15 protein-coding genes are annotated in these 18,119 nt (G+C 41.9%); 11 read left to right on the top strand and 4 right to left on the bottom strand.

The annotated features are described in order from the left end of the window. Nucleotides 1-53: 53 nt before the first annotated feature. The 4 genes from R2Q78_RS15030 to ileS all read right to left on the bottom strand — a co-directional run bounded on the left by R2Q78_RS15030 (nucleotide 54) and on the right by ileS (nucleotide 5,219). Nucleotides 54-761, bottom strand: coding sequence for an SIMPL domain-containing protein (locus R2Q78_RS15030; RefSeq protein ID WP_316793315.1), 708 nt, complete (start codon nucleotides 759-761; stop codon nucleotides 54-56). Between the two features lie 74 nt (nucleotides 762-835). Then, a complete protein-coding gene (locus R2Q78_RS15035; RefSeq protein ID WP_316793317.1) occupies nucleotides 836-1,438 on the bottom strand; it encodes a lipoprotein signal peptidase in 603 nt (200 codons plus the stop codon). After that, nucleotides 1,438-1,818, bottom strand: a complete 381-nt coding sequence (locus tag R2Q78_RS15040; RefSeq protein WP_084237845.1) for a TraR/DksA family transcriptional regulator — start codon at nucleotides 1,816-1,818, stop codon at nucleotides 1,438-1,440. The genes R2Q78_RS15035 and R2Q78_RS15040 overlap by 1 nt, the downstream gene beginning before the upstream one ends. 8 nt (nucleotides 1,819-1,826) lie before the next feature. Beyond that, nucleotides 1,827-5,219 carry an isoleucine--tRNA ligase gene (ileS, locus tag R2Q78_RS15045; protein WP_316793321.1) on the bottom strand — a complete coding sequence of 1,131 codons (3,393 nt, stop codon included), beginning with the start codon at nucleotides 5,217-5,219 and terminating at the stop codon, nucleotides 1,827-1,829. A 255-nt stretch (nucleotides 5,220-5,474) separates the two neighbouring features. On the opposite strand from ileS, the gene R2Q78_RS15050 reads away from it, so the two are divergent. The 11 genes from R2Q78_RS15050 (at nucleotide 5,475) to R2Q78_RS15100 (ending at nucleotide 18,108) form a co-directional block, all read left to right on the top strand. Beyond that, nucleotides 5,475-6,989, top strand: coding sequence for a M60 family metallopeptidase (locus R2Q78_RS15050; protein ID WP_316793324.1), 1,515 nt, complete (start codon nucleotides 5,475-5,477; stop codon nucleotides 6,987-6,989). Nucleotides 6,990-7,009: 20 nt separating this feature from the next. Next, entirely contained in the window at nucleotides 7,010-7,654 is a 645-nt protein-coding gene (locus R2Q78_RS15055; protein WP_410478492.1) for a sulfatase-like hydrolase/transferase, read from the top strand. A 357-nt stretch (nucleotides 7,655-8,011) separates the two neighbouring features. After that, nucleotides 8,012-8,356: a hypothetical protein gene (locus R2Q78_RS15060; RefSeq protein ID WP_316793326.1), complete on the top strand. Its 345-nt coding sequence runs from the start codon at nucleotides 8,012-8,014 to the stop codon at nucleotides 8,354-8,356. A 123-nt stretch (nucleotides 8,357-8,479) separates the two neighbouring features. Then, nucleotides 8,480-9,121: a DUF6266 family protein gene (locus tag R2Q78_RS15065; protein ID WP_316793328.1), complete on the top strand. Its 642-nt coding sequence runs from the start codon at nucleotides 8,480-8,482 to the stop codon at nucleotides 9,119-9,121. Between the two features lie 242 nt (nucleotides 9,122-9,363). Continuing rightward, complete coding sequence (locus R2Q78_RS15070; RefSeq protein ID WP_316793330.1) at nucleotides 9,364-9,756, top strand: hypothetical protein; 393 nt, start codon at nucleotides 9,364-9,366, stop codon at nucleotides 9,754-9,756. After that, nucleotides 9,720-10,226: a CHAP domain-containing protein gene (locus tag R2Q78_RS15075; protein WP_316793332.1), complete on the top strand. Its 507-nt coding sequence runs from the start codon at nucleotides 9,720-9,722 to the stop codon at nucleotides 10,224-10,226. The genes R2Q78_RS15070 and R2Q78_RS15075 overlap by 37 nt, the downstream gene beginning before the upstream one ends. Before the next feature lie 8 nt (nucleotides 10,227-10,234). Further along, nucleotides 10,235-10,876, top strand: a complete 642-nt coding sequence (locus tag R2Q78_RS15080; protein ID WP_316793334.1) for a DUF6266 family protein — start codon at nucleotides 10,235-10,237, stop codon at nucleotides 10,874-10,876. A gap of 41 nt (nucleotides 10,877-10,917) precedes the next feature. Then, nucleotides 10,918-12,444, top strand: coding sequence for a sulfatase (locus R2Q78_RS15085; protein WP_316793336.1), 1,527 nt, complete (start codon nucleotides 10,918-10,920; stop codon nucleotides 12,442-12,444). A gap of 182 nt (nucleotides 12,445-12,626) precedes the next feature. Then, nucleotides 12,627-13,211, top strand: a complete 585-nt coding sequence (locus R2Q78_RS15090; protein WP_316793338.1) for an RNA polymerase sigma-70 factor — start codon at nucleotides 12,627-12,629, stop codon at nucleotides 13,209-13,211. A 100-nt stretch (nucleotides 13,212-13,311) separates the two neighbouring features. Beyond that, nucleotides 13,312-14,433: a FecR family protein gene (locus tag R2Q78_RS15095; RefSeq protein WP_316793339.1), complete on the top strand. Its 1,122-nt coding sequence runs from the start codon at nucleotides 13,312-13,314 to the stop codon at nucleotides 14,431-14,433. A 216-nt stretch (nucleotides 14,434-14,649) separates the two neighbouring features. Then, complete coding sequence (locus R2Q78_RS15100) at nucleotides 14,650-18,108, top strand: SusC/RagA family TonB-linked outer membrane protein (protein ID WP_316793340.1); 3,459 nt, start codon at nucleotides 14,650-14,652, stop codon at nucleotides 18,106-18,108. Nucleotides 18,109-18,119: the final 11 nt, after the last annotated feature.

Genomic DNA, 18,119 nt, shown 5'->3' on the forward strand with positions numbered 1-18,119 from the left:
TTAAAATGCTATTGTTTTTTTTGAGACTGTATACAGTACAGGTCAGAATTTTATTATTTGATCTCAAAAACTACATTCATTACGTAATTCAGTTTGATCTTCTTAAAGTCGATCTCTGGTGCAGCAGCGCCAGCCATGTCAGCACTTTCAGCTTTCATCATCATCACGTTCGCACGGTACATTGGCTGAGGGTATGCTTCATTGTTGATCTCCTGAATATCTATTGCACTACCAAGTTTATCTCCTAATGCTTCTACAAGGTAAGTTGCTTTGGCTTTAGCTGCCTGCAGTGCCTTAATTTTAAGCTCTTTTTTAAGCGTTTCGATCTTAGAATAATCGTAGCTCTCAATATTGGTGTAAGCAATGCCTTTCGCGTCTACTTCAGCAATAATCGCATTCCATTTGTTCAGGTCGGAAACCTTCAAACGGTATTGCTTGCTTGCCAGGAAATCAGGATTTTTCTTTTTCTCAGTAGCCCATGAGTAGCTCGACAGGTTGTTGATGGTTAAATTTTCTTTATCCAATCCAGCTTTTTGAATGGCATTATACAATTGGGTTTCCAATGTAGTGATGTCCACCTTTTTCTTGCTGTTGTTGTCTTTAAAATATTCTTTTAAAGAGATGCTGATGTAGATGATGTCCGGAGTGATTTCGGTCTCTGCAGAACCGCTGACACTGATCTTCTTTCTTAAGTCTACTTGTTGGGCCATCGCACTTATACTTAATAATGTGGCGAAGGCAAGAGTTAATAACTTTTTCATAATGTAATGTTTTTCATTTGTGTATTTGATATTCAGATGTAATTATCATACCAATTCCACAAGCTTATGATAAATTAATCCTCAACTATCTCATTATTAGGTCCAATTTCTTCTTTCACTTCTTCTTTGAAATATGTTCTCTGGAAGATCAGTATGATGATTACACCCACGGAAATCGCGGCATCTGCAATGTTAAACACCGGTCTGAAGAAGATGTAGTCTTCCCCGCCCCATATTGGCACCCATGAAGGGAAATTGCCCTGCAAAATCGGAAAATAAAACATGTCCACAACCCTGCCATGGAACAGGCCTGCATAACCATAAATCACTCCGTATAATACAGAGTCTATGATATTACCCAATGCACCTGCAAAAATCAATGCGACATTTAATATCAGCCCTCTGTGGTGTTTATGCTTGATAAGGTAATGTAATCCATAACCGATTCCTCCTACGGCAGCAATTCTGAAAAGAGATAAAGCCAGTTTCCCGAACTCCCCTCCGAACTCTAAACCGAAGGCCATTCCATTATTTTCTGTAAAATGGATGATGAACCAATTTCCAATCATCTTAAACTCCTGGCCCAAAAACATATTGGTTTTGATCCAGGTCTTTAAAACCTGATCGGCAAGCAATACTAAGAAAATAATTAATAAAGGTTTAGTATAGCCTTTCATTACGACTGCTTCAGTTTAGCTTCCATACTCAAAGTAGCGTGGGGTACCGCACGTAAACGTTCTTTTTGAATCAGTTTACCCGTTTCTCTGCAAATACCGTAAGTCTTGTTTTCAATACGTACCAATGCCGCTTCTAAGTTTTCAATAAACTTCTTTTGGCGTGCTGCCAATTGGTTTAACTGCTCTTTTTCAAGCGTAGCCGAACCATCTTCAAGCGTTTTATATGTTCCGGAAGTATCTTCAGTTCCGTTAGAATTCGGACTGCTCAACGAGTTTGTTAAATCAAGAAACTCTTCTCTGGCCATACGTAGTTTTTCCTGGATCAATTCTTTAAATTCCTGAAGTTCGCTGTCAGAGTACCTTGTTTTTTCTTTTTCCATAATAATAATTATTGTTGTGCAATCGAGATTTGTAGTTCAACATCATCGATTACTATTTTGTTTCCATTATCTAAAGTTTCCGTTAACTCAATGTTATCTGCCAAAATTTCGGAGCAAATGTAGGCTTTATTTTGTGCTACAGCACCTGCAATTAAATTATGGTTTTGTAAAGTCACGGTAATTCTATCAGTAACTTCAAAATTCAGTTCTTTTCTTAAATTCTGAATTCTGTTGATCAGTTCCCTGGATAGTCCTTCCTGCTTCAACTCATCTGTGATGGTTACATCAAGTGCAACTGTTAAATTGCCCATGTTCGTCACCTGCCATCCCGGAATGTCTTCAGCTATGATTTCTACATCGCTCAACTCAATAACATAATTGGTGCCACTAATTTCATATTTCCCTGCTGCTTCAAACTGGCTCAGTTGTTCCTGATTTAAGTTGCTGATGATTTCTGCAACCTGTTTCATGTCTTTCCCTACTTTTGGGCCTAAAGCTTTGAAATTAGGTTTTATCTTTTTTGTGATAAAGCCTGCAGTATCTGTAATGTACTCAATATCCTTGATGTTGGTTTCAGATAATATCAATTCTTTTACAAGTTCCACTCGCTCAGCGAATTTGTTGTCAAGTACAGGGATCAGGATTTTCGCAAGCGGCTGACGCACGTTGATACTTGTTTTTTTACGCAGCGACAATACCATTGATGAGATGTCCTGAGCAAGTCTCATGCGTTCGTTCAGCTCATTGTCAATCAGTGAAGCATTTGCAGGTTCAAGAATTGTCAAATGCACGGATTCAATCTTATTGGCCGCATCGCCGGCTGTAAGGTTTTGGAATAGCCAGTCTGCAAAGAAAGGTGCAATAGGCGACATCAGTTGAGACAAGCTAGTCAAACAGGCATAAAGCGTTTCATACGCAGCCTTTTTATCCGCAGTCATTTCACCTTTCCAGAAACGGCGGCGAGATAAACGGATGTACCAGTTGCTCAGGTGTTCATCCACGAACGACTGGATTGCCCGGGCAGCTTTTGTCGGCTCATATGCCGCATAGCTTTCATCAACCTCTGCTATCAGGTTCTGCAGCAGCGATAAAATCCATCTGTCCAGTTCGCTGCGCTCCGCAACAGGTGTAAGGTTATTGTGGTCTATTTCAAACTTGTCGATGTTCGCATACAAAGCAAAAAATGCGTAAGTATTGTAAAGCGTACCAAAGAACTTACGGCGTACTTCTGCGATTCCTTCAATATCAAATTTTAAGTTATCCCATGGATTGGCATTGGAGATCATGTACCAGCGCGTTGCATCCGGCCCATATTCCTCCAGGGTTTTAAAAGGATCTGCTGCATTGCCCAGGCGTTTAGACATTTTCTGTCCGTTTTTGTCGAGCACCAATCCATTAGAAACAACATTCTTATAGGCAACTTTATCAAAAACTAAGGCGCCAATGGCATGTAAAGTATAGAACCATCCACGTGTCTGGTCTACGCCCTCAGCGATAAAATCAGCAGGAAAATCTTTGCTCTCGTCTATTTTATCTTTGTTTTCAAATGGATAGTGCCATTGTGCATACGGCATGGCTCCGGAATCAAACCAAACATCAATCAGGTCACTCTCACGCTTCATCGGTTTCCCGGATGGCGAAAGCAATACAATCTCATCCACTACATTTTTATGCAGGTCTACCAGGTCGTAATTCTCTTCCGACATGTTTCCGATCTCAAATCCTTTAAAAGGATTCTCCTTCATGTGTCCGGCTTCGATTGATTTTTCTATGGCTTGGTACAATTCTTCCACTGAGCCAATGATCACTTCTTCCCTTTTGTCGTCTGTTCTCCAGATTGGCAGAGGAATGCCCCAGTACCTTGAACGCGAAAGATTCCAGTCATTCGCATTTTTCAGCCAGTTTCCAAAGCGCCCTTCTCCGGTTGATTTTGGTTTCCAGTTGATGGTTTCATTCAGATCAAACATCCTGTCTTTGATGTCGGTCACTTTGATAAACCATGAATCCAGTGGGTAGTATAAAAGAGGCTCATCAGTTCTCCAGCTATGCGGATAACTGTGCACATATTTTTCTACTTTAAAGGCTTTATTTTCTTCTTTTAAAATGATGGCTATTTCTACATCTACTGATTTCTCAGGAGCCTCGCCTTCATTGTAATATTCGTTTTTCACATATTTTCCGGCGAAAGCACCCATATGTGAAGTGAATTTTCCTTGCAGGTCTACCAGAGGTACTGGCATCCCATTTTCATCCAGAACTAGCATAGGAGGAACTTCAGGGGTTGCCTCTTTAGCTACTTTAGCATCATCAGCACCAAAAGTTGGTGCCGTATGTACGATACCGGTTCCGTCTTCTGTCGTCACAAAATCTCCTGAGATTACACGGAAAGCATTTTCAGGGTTCTGATAGGGTAATGTATATTGTAAAAGCTGTTCGTATTTAATTCCAACAAGCTCAGCACCTTTAAAGGAAGCCAGCACCTGATAAGGGATTTTTTTATCCCCCGCATTAAAATTCTCAAAATCCTCAGCAGCGGTACTTTCAAAGAATCCTTTGCTGAACTGTTTACCAACAAGATTTTTTGCCAGAATCACATTTACAGGCAGGAAAGTATACTGGTTAAAGGTTTTTACCAATACATATTCAATCTTAGGGCCAACGGTTAGTGCAGTATTCGATGGTAAAGTCCAGGGAGTGGTAGTCCAGGCCATGAAATGAATAACCCCGAAACCCTGTAAAAACGTTGGAAGCGTACCTGAAAGCGCTTTAAATTGCGCTACGATCGTCGTATCCGACACATCACGGTATGCTCCAGGCTGGTTCACCTCATGTGAACTTAAACCTGTTCCGGCCTTCGGAGAGTAAGGTTGAATGGTATAGCCTTTGTATAACAGGCCTTTATCATAGATCTGTTTCAATAGCCACCATACAGACTCCATATATTTAGATTTGTACGTGATGTACGGATCATCCATATCCACCCAATAGCCCATCTTTTCAGTCAGGTCGTTCCACACATCCGTGTAACGCATAACAGTCCTTTTGCAGGCCTCGTTGTACTCTTCTATGGAAATGGTTTTGCCAATATCTTCTTTGGTGATGCCTAATTCTTTTTCAGTTCCCAGCTCTACAGGGAGACCATGGGTATCCCAGCCAGCTTTGCGTTTTACCTGAAAGCCTTTAATTGTTTTGTAGCGGCAAAAAATATCTTTAATAGCACGGGCCATTACGTGGTGAATACCAGGCATTCCGTTTGCTGAAGGCGGACCTTCAAAAAAAGTAAATGGGTTGGATTCTGAGCGGGTAGAAACACTTTTTTCAAAGATGTTTTCTGCTTTCCAAAACTCTAGTATTTCTTTCCCTATTTTCGCTAGTTCTAACTGTTTAAATTCCCTATACATCAATCAAGTATCTCAAAAAAATTAAGGTTGCAAAGTTAAGATATTAGATTGAGAAATTGAAACCAAACTTCATGTGAATTAATCAGCGTATCGCTGACAGAATTGATGCGTACAACCAATTACAACATAAATATTACATGCTTATCAAACGGTTGCGTAATAATTGGTGCTGCAGTTATTTTATAGCATTTGTAACTTCCATACTTAAACCAAAAACCACACAAAATGCTGACCAACAGAAGTAGTAAAATTTCCATGAAGAAGTTATTTGCTTTGGCTCTTCTTGCATCTGCAGGTACATCTTCACTGTATGCCCAGGATGCAGTTAAAGACCCTGCAACAATAGTCATTTCGCCTAAACACACCTTGTCCAAAGACGATGTTGAGTTTAGAAAAGCCATTGCAAAATGGAGTGACGATGTGTTAAAAAGCGCTGATTACCAAAATGTAAAAGCACATCCTTCATCTGCCTTTTTTCCGGGAAGTGCTAAAGAGGGGTATAAATTCACGAAGCAAACAGTGAGTATTACCCATAAAAAAATTGTAGACAGTCTCGTGAGCATCGTAAACACACTTGGCTATTCAAATCCATGGAATGATGTGCTGTACAGTACAGGTTTGTATGCCGTTGCCGGACAATACATTGAGATCAATGTGCCAAAAAATGTAAATGCTGATGATTTGACAGTTCAGATTGGTTCACAGTCTGACCGCTTAAATTGGTGGGTTGCCGGAAAAGAAGACTGGCGCCGGATGCCTATCATCACCAAAACTCAGAAATTAAAGAACGGTGCTAACAAACTAGCCTCACCTTTTGGAGGTTTAGTGTACATCGCCATCTCTCCGAAAAAAGACAGCCGGATAGTGGAACTTTCTATTTCACACGCCATTCAGGCACCGCTGTATGTTGCAGGCAAAACAACTAATGAGGAATGGAATCAACAGCTGAAAAACAACAAAGCACCATGGGGAGAGATCGCCAGTGAAAACGTGATTTTAACGTTACCGGATTCCGTATTGCAAACTGTAAAAAATCCAGCGGAAGTGATCAAGCTCTGGGATATGATCGTTGAAGGTGAAATGGAGCTTGCTCAAATAAAAATGCCGTTTTACAGAGCGCAGCGCATGGTCGTCGACGAGCATATTGGTGGGGGATACATGCACAGCGGTTATCCGATCATGATCCATCATTCCCCTTCAAGAAAAATGTTGAGTAATGAGATCATGGCAGACCCATCTTTACTGATGCAGCCAAGTGGTGGTGGTGCCAACTGGGGCTTTTTCCACGAGATTGGCCATAATATGCAAAACCTGGACTGGGTATTTGGCGGTACTACAGAAGTAAGTAACAACTTCTTCTCGCTGTATATGTTCGACAGGCTGGTAGGTGGCCGCGACAATGCCCACTCAGCCATCTCAAATGCCAATACACAAAAATCGATGAAAGCATATTTCGCAGCCGGGCCTTCTTACGAGAAATGGCAAAAAGACGCTTTTTTGGGGTTAATTATGTTTCGTCAGATGCAGGAAGGTTTCGGATGGGAAAGCTTTAAATCATTCTTTAAGGCATACCAGAAACTCGGACCTACCATTGGCAGGCTAAACGATCAGCAGAAAAGAGACCTGTGGGTGAAGACCTATTCAAATATTGTACAAAGAAACCTGGTGCCTTTTTGGGAGACATGGGGAATTCCAATCGGTGATGATGTAGAAAAAGAACTGGCGAAATATCCGAAATGGATGCCTTTTAATTTTCCGCCGCAGAACTAATCATGATTATTTAAAACACGATGAGCCTAATTAAAGTAATTTCCGGATTTGCCTTTGTCATGCTTGCGCTGCCAGTCTTTGCGCAGAAAAAGATAAGTAAGGTTACACCTGATCGCCAGAAGCCAAATGTGATCATGATCTATGTAGATGATTTAGGCTATGGGGATCTAAGTTGTTACGGTGCTACCAAAATCAGTACGCCAAATACGGATCAACTGGCAAAAGGTGGGCTCCGGTTTACCAACGGCCATTGTACTTCGGCAACCTGTACACCTTCAAGGTATGCCCTGATGACCGGGGAATATCCCTGGAGACAGGCCGGCAGAAATATCCTGCCCGGCGATGCGGCACTAATTGTTCCCACAAATAAAACCACCTTGCCGAAGGTGTTTAAAAACGCAGGCTACCGCACAGGTATCGTAGGTAAATGGCACCTGGGGCTTGGAGATCAGGTGACCAAGGATTGGAATGGAGACATTAAGCCTGGTCCAAATGAAGTAGGCTTCGATTATTCATTTATTTTTCCGGCAACGGCTGATCGGGTTCCGACTGTTTTTATGGAAAACCACAGGATCATCGGTTTAGATGGAGGTTTCGGCAATAGTAGCCAGGTAATTTTGAAACCTGCTGTCCACTCATTTCGCTTCAAAGTGTGCAATAAATAATCTGCAAACTATCCACTTGACTGATTTTAAGCGCATTAGGTGGATTTCTGTTGGGATCTGAACTCTTGGGTGGTGATTTTGATTTTAAGAGCGTAGTGAAGCGCTAATGGTCAGAATTTTTGATTGAGAAAGGCTTTGTGTAGAGCGAGTGAGATGAGGGGCTGAGAATGTTACTTTACGCCGATGGATCTGCCTGGATACGGAGCATACCCCATCCAAAAACTACGGCTGCTGTCTGGAAAAATTAAAGTGGACACTTTGGTCTGAAAAGGACTGAACACTATTGCCGGAATCTCCAACAGGGGTAAGTAGCTGCCTGCTTACCTTTGTTCTATATCAAATATGAATCATCTTTTTATGAGTAAAACAATCAAAATTAATCGTTCTCTCGAGATCAGTATTTACCTGAAATCGAATGATAAAGCTGAGGTGGTGTTCCGCAAGAAAACCATGTTGTACCGGATCGGTATTCGGGAAGCCAATCAGTTTCTCATCAACCTGGGTAATCATCTTCAGGATTTAAAGCGTGCTTTGGTGCTGCAACTGGAAGGCAGCCGAATGCGCAAATGGGTACTGGAATTGGGACTAGCTAAGGAGGAAGAGGCAGTGCTTCAGGTGTGGGAAATGGTCTCGAATGAAATGAAGCCTTGCTTTGAATGGGCTGGTTTAAAAACGGAATTGGAACGGGCGATCAGCCGATAATGATCTTTGCTCCCATTTGACATGCGGGAGCTGAGCAATAGCCTTTCATTAGGCATCTCCGGGAGCCGCGTCTCTGTGCCTGCCGGAGTAAAACATCAATAAACCCATTAAAAAAATTAGAAAATGGGAAAGTACAATAAAGGTATACTGGGCCCTTTCATGGGTAAGGTAGGCACAGTAGTAGGTTCAATTTGGAACGGGGTGCATTATTTGCGAAGTCTAGGCGATTATGTAGACAATCCAACGACAGCACAACTCAACGCACGTGCAAAGGTTTCATTAATGGTGCCGTTTCTGGCAGACATGAAATCAATCATTAACATTGGATGGTTGTCCCAGCAGAAGAAGGGATTAACAGCGATGAACGCAGCTTCATCTTATCATCTGAAGAACGCTGTGACGGGTGTGGCACCTAACTATCTAGTGGATTATCCGGTTGTGGAGATCAGTCGTGGTGAACTGGAGGGTGCCATAGATCCTGAGGTGGCGAGTGCTGCGGGTCATGAGGTCGATTTCTCCTGGACGCCAAACACGGGTATGGAGTATGGTGAGCCGACCGACCTTGCGGTGCTGCTGGTCTACTGTCCTGATCTGAACAAGTTTGTTTCGTACAGGCAGATTGCGAGGTCCGTTGGGGCGTACAGTATGACGCTGCCGGCTTCGTTCGTCGGATCACAGGCGCACTGCTGGATTGCGTTTTTTAGTGCTGACAATAAACTGGCTAGTGATAGTACTTATGTTGGGATGGTTTCGGTTGTTGCCTAATTAGTTCTGAAAAAGACATGGTACACTCCTCGCGGGCTGCAATGAATTTCGCTACTGTCGTAGCTCAAATAAGTGCTATGCCCGCTCGGAGGTACCTGTCTTTTTCTGCTAGCGAACTAATCCAATCGACCGATACCGATCACCGCTGACATCAAGTACTTATTGGCAATCGCCAGTTTATGGTCAGCCTTGGTCGGGTCGTCTCGGAAGGGAGTTGTAGATAATTTAAAAAAGGAGATTTTATGAATGTATTGAGTTTAAATAGGAATGATATGGGGCGTGAGTACGCCTGGGGTTTTATGGCTCATGTAAAGAAGGAGCATGTGATGGTTGGGGTGCTTTTGATGGTTTTGATGGGAATGCAGGGTTGGTTTGATGATGAGGCTGGGACAATTGCTTTTATCGTGAAGAGTACAACGCCGTTGTTGTTGATGAACTTGTGCAGTTTTATGGTAATAGTGGCTTTGTGCTGGTGGTTGCTTCAAAGGGCATGGGTGGCAATGGGATTGCCTGAGTTTGAAAATATGGTTTTACAGTTTAAAGAAATGAATATATGCAGACAGTTAGGTTTTTATTTTGCATCGTTTGTGCTATTGTTATGGGCAGCGGTGACGTGTTTGGTTGGGATGGTGTAGTCGGCTCCTCTCTCCCTACGGGTGTCTCTCCTCGGGGAGGAGAGAGCGGCAGGGTGCTTAATATAGCAAGAGGAGAAATTGGTGTAAAAGAGTTGACAGGTAAGAATGATGGTGTTAGGATAGAGCAGTATTTAAAGTATACTGGCCTTCCAAAAGGTCACGCTTGGTGCGCGAGTTTTGTGAGCTGGGTTTTTGGCCAGGCAGGGTATAAACAGCCTCGGACGGCATGGTCACCAGCGCTATTCCCCGCTTCAAAATTGGTGAAGGTAGGTAAGCCTGGAGATGTCATAGGAATATATTTTAAGGACTTGGGTCGGATAGCTCATGTTGGTCTCGTGGAAATGGACAGAGGAAATTACATTCAGACGATTGAGGGTAACACGGCATCGGATGGGGGCAGAGATGGCAATGCGGTGCATCGTAGATTGAGGCTTAAAAAGACGATTAGTAAATACGCAGATTGGTTATAAAATAAATTATGGCAAGGTATAAAAATGGAATAAACGGGCCGCTAAGCGGTAAAGTAGGGCATGTAGTGGCGGTAAACTGGCGTGGTATTGATTACCTGCGCAGTTTGCCGGAACAGTCGGAAAAAGCTCCCAGTCAGGCACAGCTGTATCACTGGAAGGCTTTTGGAATGGTGAGCGCATGGCTAAAGCCACTGAAAGCACTGATCTGGATTGGGTTTCAGATTTATAAAGCAGGAAAAACACCCATGAATGAGGCCATCTCCTTTATTTTTAAGAATGCCCTGATTGGTGAAGGTGCTGAGAAACAGATCGATTTTTCGAAAGCGATTTTTAGCAGGGGTGAGCTTTTTATTTCTATGATTAAAGAAATACTCTCCCTTATAGATGCAATACTGCACATCAAATGGGAAAATGCGGCGGAGTCTGTTTTTAATCAGCATACCGACCTGGTTACATTTATCTGGTACTGCCCGCAAAACGAAAAGTTTGTTACCTTTAAAGATGCAGCACAGCGGGGTGATCAGGAAGCTATATTGCAGTTGCCTGCTGGTTTTGAAGGTCAGGAGCTGCATGGTTACATGCAATGTGTGAATGATGCCGGTAATCTGGTAAGTACCACCCTTTATCTGGGTGTAACAATAGTAACGTAAAGGACGCCGATAAAGGCTAAAAATTAAATACATACACATATATGAAATCTATTAGAACTTTAGTGCTCCTTGTCCTATTCTCTGGTACCGGCGCTGTAGCTCAGAGGTCAAAAAAGCCAAACATCATTGTATTCCTGGTAGATGATATGGGTTGGCAGGATTCTTCAGTTCCTTTCTGGACAAAGGTGACGGAGTTTAACAAGCGCTACCATACACCCAACATGGAAAGACTTGCGAGGGAAGGTATGAAATTTACCAATGCCTATGCTGCGCCTGTTTGTTCCCCTTCCAGGATAAGTCTGATGACAGGAATGAGTGCAGCACGACATAAGGTAACCAACTGGACCTTGTATAAAGATGCCAGTGTTGATGTTGCTGATTCTTTGCTCAGACCGCCGATGTGGAATGTGAATGGAATATCTCCTGTGCCGGGAATTAACAATACCGCCTATGTAACCCCACTTCCAGCCCTGTTAAAAGACGCTGGCTATTATACGATACATTGTGGCAAGGCACATTATGCTGCAATGTCTACACCCGCTGCGGATCCGCTGACCATAGGTTTTGATTTAAACATTGCAGGGCATGCTGCGGGTGGACCGGGCAGTTATCTTGGCGAAGAGAATTATGGTAATGAAAAAGACAAGCCTAAAGTGCCCTGGGGCGTGCCCGGATTGCAGGAGTATCACGGTACATCTGTATTCCTTACTGAAGCACTCACTGTTGAAGGTTTAAAGGCTCTGGAAAAGCCCATTTCTGATAAAAAACCTTTCTTTCTCTATATGTCCCATTATGCCGTACATGTGCCTTATGCAGCGGATAAACGTTTTATCCAAAAATACAAGGATGCAGGTCTTCCTGAAAAAGAAGCGCAATATGCTTCTATCGTAGAAGGAATGGATAAAAGCCTGGGAGATATAATGAATTATTTAAAGGAAAAGAATATTGATAAAAATACCATCATCATTTTTATGAGTGATAATGGCGGATTTAGCCAGTCGCCCCGGGCAGGTAAACCTCATACTCAAAACCTGCCTTTAAAAGCGGGTAAAGGTTCTGTATACGAAGGCGGTATTAGGGAGCCAATGCTGGTGAAATGGCCTGGGGTGACGAAGCCAGGTTCTTCTACGGATCGTTATTTAATTATTGAAGATTTTTTTCCTGCAATATTGGAGATGGCTGGTGCCAAAAACTATAAAACGGTACAAAAGGTGGATGGGATTAGTTTTGTTGACCTGATAAAAAATAAAAAACAAAGTCCTGACACCAGGCCATTAGTGTGGCATTTTCCGAACAAATGGATAGCGCAGGATGTTGCCGGAATTAATTATAGGAGTGCGATACGTCAGGGCGATTGGAAGCTGATTTACAATTTGAAAACAGGTAGTAAGGAGTTGTATAATCTTAAAAACGACATTGGTGAACAAAATGATCTCTCTGTAAAATACGCTGAGAAAACATCAGAAATGGCTGTTTTACTGGCTGAAAAACTGAAAAGCTATGATGCACAAATGCCCGTCTACAAAAAAACAGGTAAGCCAGTGCCGATGCCAGATCAATCTTTTTAATTATCAGCATTTTGTCTTTAGCTTCAGTGAGAAAATTATGTCTTCATAAAAAGAGCGCTGGGGATGAAACTAAAGGAGTGGCAATGCCGGATGAGGTTTAATCTTAAAAATATTTAATTGCATTGAAGGGTAATGTTGTATATTTAGTTATATATGACTGATAACGGTGCAGACTTTAAGTAATGGAACCTTATACTAAAATCTCGGATACAGAGCTGTTTCGTCTCCTGAAATCAGGAGACGAACGTGCATTTACCGAAATTTATAAGCGGTATTGGTCTGTGCTTTATTTGCACGCTCGTCATATGCTTCACAACCGCGATAGTGCAAGAGATGTGGTACAAGAAGTTTTTACTGCTATTTGGAACAAAGCGGCGGATATGGAGCTGTCTGTCAGCCTGAAAGCTTATTTATACCGATCGATTAGGAATAGTGTGTTGAATACCATCCGAAAGGAAAAATACGAGAGCCATTATCTGGAAGAGTTGGGAGGATTTTACGAGAAAGGAGATTTCAGCACTGATTCAGAAGTCGACTTCAATGAATTGAAGCGGCTGATTGAACAGGAAGTAGAATTATTGCCAGACAAAATGCGTCAGGTATTCCAGTTGAGTCGAAATGAATATCTCACTCACGCAGAAATAGCTGAAAGACTGGATATTTCAGACCTTACTGTAAAAAAGCAGATCAATAAAGCCATTCATATTTTACGTCGTAAATTAGATCTTCCATTATCTGTCTTGATTGTTTATCTGAACATCAGGTAACCTGGCATCAAACTTTTTTTATTTTTTTTTAAAACAAAGGTACTACCCCGGTCGGTTTCGTGTGTCCTATCAACATAGGAGTACTTTCTCCTCAATAAACATGGATCACGAAAAAGTACTGGAATTATTGGAGAGGTATGACAACGGCACCTCTACTGATGCGGAAAGGGCAGCAGTAGAGGGTTGGTATAATTCTTACGCCGAAAGAAATAATGCTGACGCCTTTGATGATGACATGGACGAAGAAATGATGCTGATCTGGCATCGCATACAAGCAGACAGGGAGCAGGTAAAAGTCACTAAGTTCAGATACGGAAAACTACTTGCCTATGCGGCTGCCATTGCTGTCGTTCTGAGTGTAGGTTTGCTTTTTTACAACAATACAAATAAAACTAAGCAGGATTATATCTCGGTGACACAGGCCGAAGTGAAGCCGGGGAAGATCGGAGCTACCCTCACACTTGCCAATGGTAAAAGGATTGCACTTTCTGATGCCGCAAATGGTGAACTGGCAACCGAATCTGGAGTAGTGATCAAAAAGGCAGCGGATGGACAACTAATCTATGAAATTCAGAGCCAGGTCTCGGGGGCAAATGAAATCAACACCATTTCTACCGCGAAAGGAGAAACTTACAGATTGCGCCTGCCAGATGGCACTTGGATATGGTTAAATGCTGCATCGAGCTTGTCTTACGCCCCTGCTCTAAAAAAAGATGGATTACGTACCATAAAACTAATAGGAGAAGCCTATTTTGAAGTCGCTAAAGATAAAATGCATCCTTTCATCGTAGAAACAAGCAAGCAGAAAATAGAAGTTTTAGGTACACATTTTAATGTAAATGCTTATTCCGACGAAGCCTTAACAAGAACCACGCTACTTGAAGGAGCCGTGTTGTTAAATCATTCGACCATACTTAAACCAGGGCAGCAAGGCACAATCAACGCTTCAGGAAAAATTAATATTGAGATGGTAGATGTGGCTGAAGCGATCGCCTGGAAAAACGGCAAGTTTATTTTCAATTCTGAGGACATTTCCAGTGTAATGCGCAAGCTTTCCAGGTGGTACGATGTGGAGGTGGTATACGAAGGAAATCATCCAGAGACAACCTTTACAGGCGTGATTAGCCGGTATGACAACATTTCAAAAATATTAGACAAGATTAATAGTACAGGGGCCATTCATTTAAAATTAGAAGGAAGGAGGATTGTTATTATGCCATAGAATTATACAAAATCTGGCAGTGACAAATAGAAAAGCGGGAATGCTTCAACCTACTCCCGCTCTGAATTTGGTACTGCTGTAATTCCTTAAAGAACGAACAGATCAAGAACCAAACAACCAAAATTAATGAAAATTAACGAGATTTTTGGGACTGGCCAGGTTGCTGGCTTTCCCTTGCAAATTTTACGGACGGGTAAAAATAAATTTATACTTGTAATGAAACTAACCATCTTCATTATGACAGCATTCCTGTTTCAGCTGAGTGCTTCAACGAAGGCGCAAATTACCCTTGACGAAAGGGGGAAGGAGCTCCAGAAAGTATTGAAATCAATCAGTAGTCAAAGTGGCTATGATTTTATCTATGCTGATCAGGCTTTTAAGAATGCCAGACCAGTAACAGTGAAGTTAAAAAACGTAGATATCACGAGCGCGCTGAGGATTTGTTTTGAAGGTCAGCCTTTGGTTTACGAAATTTCTGATAAGACGGTAATTGTAAGACCAAGTGGAGATGATTCAAATTTGAAGAAAATTATGCCTGCTATAAGCAATATCGATATTCGGGCACGCATAGTAGACAAAAATGGACTTCCGCTGCCTGGAGCATCAATAAAGGTAAAAGGAGCTACCGGCGCAGGGAGCACAACTACCGCAGATGCAAATGGTGATTTTTCTTTGCGTAATGTAAATGAAGATGCGGTACTGATTGTGTCTTTTATTGGTTATAAAAGTACAGAAGTAGCAGTCAGGAGCATCAAAGATGGAAAGATCGTACTTTCAGATTCTGAAGAAAATTTAACTGAAGTTGTAGTCACTGCTTATGGTGCGGTGAAAAAACAAAACCTAACCGATGCCATATCTTCTATAAATGCCGAAGAATTGCGAGACAGGCCTATCCGTTCTTTAGCAGAAGGATTAAAAGGTTTGGCTCCGGGCTTAAACATTTCTATGTCTAGTGGCGCTCCTGAGGTAAATCCATCAATAAACATCAGGGGGTTTACTAATTTAAACTCATCAGGTGCACCTTTAGTACTCGTTGATGGTGTGGAAAGGCCTATGCAGGAGGTTAACCCGAATGATGTAGAAAATATATCGGTTTTAAAAGATGGTGCTTCCAGTATTATTTATGGTTCCAGAGCACCTTATGGAATTATTTTAATAACCACCAAAAGTGGAAATGCGGGAAATGTCGCGGTAAATTACGCTTCAAATTACAAATTTACCAGTGCTGCTTCATTGCCAACTATACCCGATACTTATTCGTGGGCAAGCTTTATGAATCAGCTTGGCCGTGCTACCCCTGACGGGACAGGCGTACCTTATTTTTCAGACTTAACATTGGAACGTATCAAAGCTCATGCAGCCGGTGATTATGACAATCCTGTTTTTGCGGGAATAGACCGAAAATATGTGATCAACGGGTCATTTCCGGATCCAACCTCGAATTTTGGTTTCGGTAGATATACCAGTTTCGGAACTGATAACTACCAGGATGAATATTTTAAATCTAATGTACCGTCGATGGAACAAAATCTCAGTTTTTCCGGTGGTTCAGATCGTGTAAAGTATTATGTGGGTTTAGGTTACAATAAATCGGAGGGCATTTTTAAACCTGTAGATAATGAATATCGAAGGTATAATGCCCTTGCTAAAATTAATTTCAAAGCTGCTTCCTGGCTTGATTTCGATGCAAGTATGAATTATGCCCGTGCTAATGCTCTGGGCCCGATGGTAAATAGCAACAATAGTGATTATGCGACCCTGTTTTCTGTAGTTGGAAGAGAGTTTTATAACATCGCTATCAAAAATCCGGATAACGAGAATTATTTCAATTCTGTAGTCAACCTCCAGTATTTCCGTTCGGGACAGGTAGCAAGTCAGGGTGATGATTTAACCTTCACAGGCGGCTTCAATTTGAGACCGTTAGCAGGATTGAAAATTGCTGGAAGTTATAATTTCAGGAATCGTAATTCTAAAAATGAATCGTTGACCAAGCTGGTGTACATTTATTCTAACGGATTGATTATTCCAGGTTTAAGGTCGCCTACGACTAGCGGCATTGTGAAAACATTTGGAGGCAATGATTACAAATTTGGAAATCTGACAGCAGAATACACAAAAAATATAGCTCAAGACCACCATTTCTTTGTACAGGTAGGCGCGCAAACAGAAGAAAATAATTTTGGAAATATTACTGCCTCTTCTAAAGGTTTATATTCTCCTGATATAGCACCTGCAATCAATACTTCAGCGGGACCCTATACCGCCGGAGATCAATTGTATGACTGGACCTCATTGGGTTATTATGGCGTTTTTACTTATGATTATAAAGAAAAATATCTGTTGAAAATCGCAGGCAGAACCGATGCCAGCTCCCGTTTTGCATCTGGTTCCAGGTGGGGGTATTTTCCATCTGTCTCCCTGGCATGGAATGTCGCGAACGAGAATTTCTGGAAATTTAAAGATTATGTAAGTCTATTGAAGCCGAGGGCCTCCTGGTCTAAAAGTGGTGACTTAGCATCAGCAGGGTCAAACGAATACTATACCTATCTATCTACTTTAGGTTCGGGAACAAGTTTAACTACACTCCTAGGCGGAAATTTAAATCCTTATCTAAACCCCGGAAGTTTGGTGAGCAGCACATTGACCTGGGCGAAACCTACTGTTTTAGATTTTGGTATTGATGTAGCAGCTTTAAAAAATAGACTGACCATTACCGCAGATTGGTACCAAAGAACAGTATATGATCAAGCCGGTCCGCCGAAAATTCTGCCACTTGCATTGGGCACCGGCGGGGCGCCAACCAATAATTCAGTTACCGAAACACGCGGATGGGAACTGAACATCGGCTGGAGAGACAACTTGAAGCTAGCCAGTGAGAATTTTGATTACGGCCTTTCCTTTTTGATGAGTGATTATGTGGGCTATGTGGTAAAATATGCGAACAATGGAACAGGCGATCGCAGCCAATGGTTTCCGGGAATGTTATTTGGTCAAAATTTCATATATAGCAGTGCGGGTGTGGTACAAAACACAGCTGATCTTAACAATCGTGTGTTGAACAATGGCTTTAATTACCCCGGTTATTTAACTTACAAAGATACTAATGGTGATGGTGTGATTGACCAGGGAAATGGTTGGTACGACCTTGGCGATCAAAAAACTGAGGGATTTAGCTATCCGCGTAAAAGTTTTTCTATTCTCCCGTCAGTCTCCTGGCGCAACATCAGTTTGTCGGCGATATTTGAAGGGGTAATGCAATGGAAACAATATGTTGCTGATCCATATGTTTTTGGAACAAATGGAAATCAATTCTTTTCTCCATTTTATAAGCAGAGTTCTGATTTAGGGTACTGGACCCCGGGTAACAAAACTGCATTTTTCCCGTCAATTACTACTTCCTTGCCTTTGGCTAATGATCAGTATTTGCTGAATTTGGCTCATTTGAGGGTAAGAAATGTCACCCTGGGCTATAATTTGCCAAAAAAATGGCTGGAGAAAGTGAAGTTGCAAAAAGTTAGCTTGTTTTTAAGCGGAGAGAACCTTGGCTTTATTTTCAATAAGGCATTTGTAGACTACGATCCCGCTTTGCTGAATGTGATCGGCAACACAAGTGTCGCCGGAAGCGGTTATCCGCCAATGCGTACTTATGCTTTTGGTTTAAATGTTTCCCTTTAAATGATATAGAA

The sequence above is a fragment of the Pedobacter frigoris genome (genome assembly GCF_032678645.1).
In the GTDB taxonomy this organism is placed as follows: domain Bacteria; phylum Bacteroidota; class Bacteroidia; order Sphingobacteriales; family Sphingobacteriaceae; genus Pedobacter; species Pedobacter frigoris_A.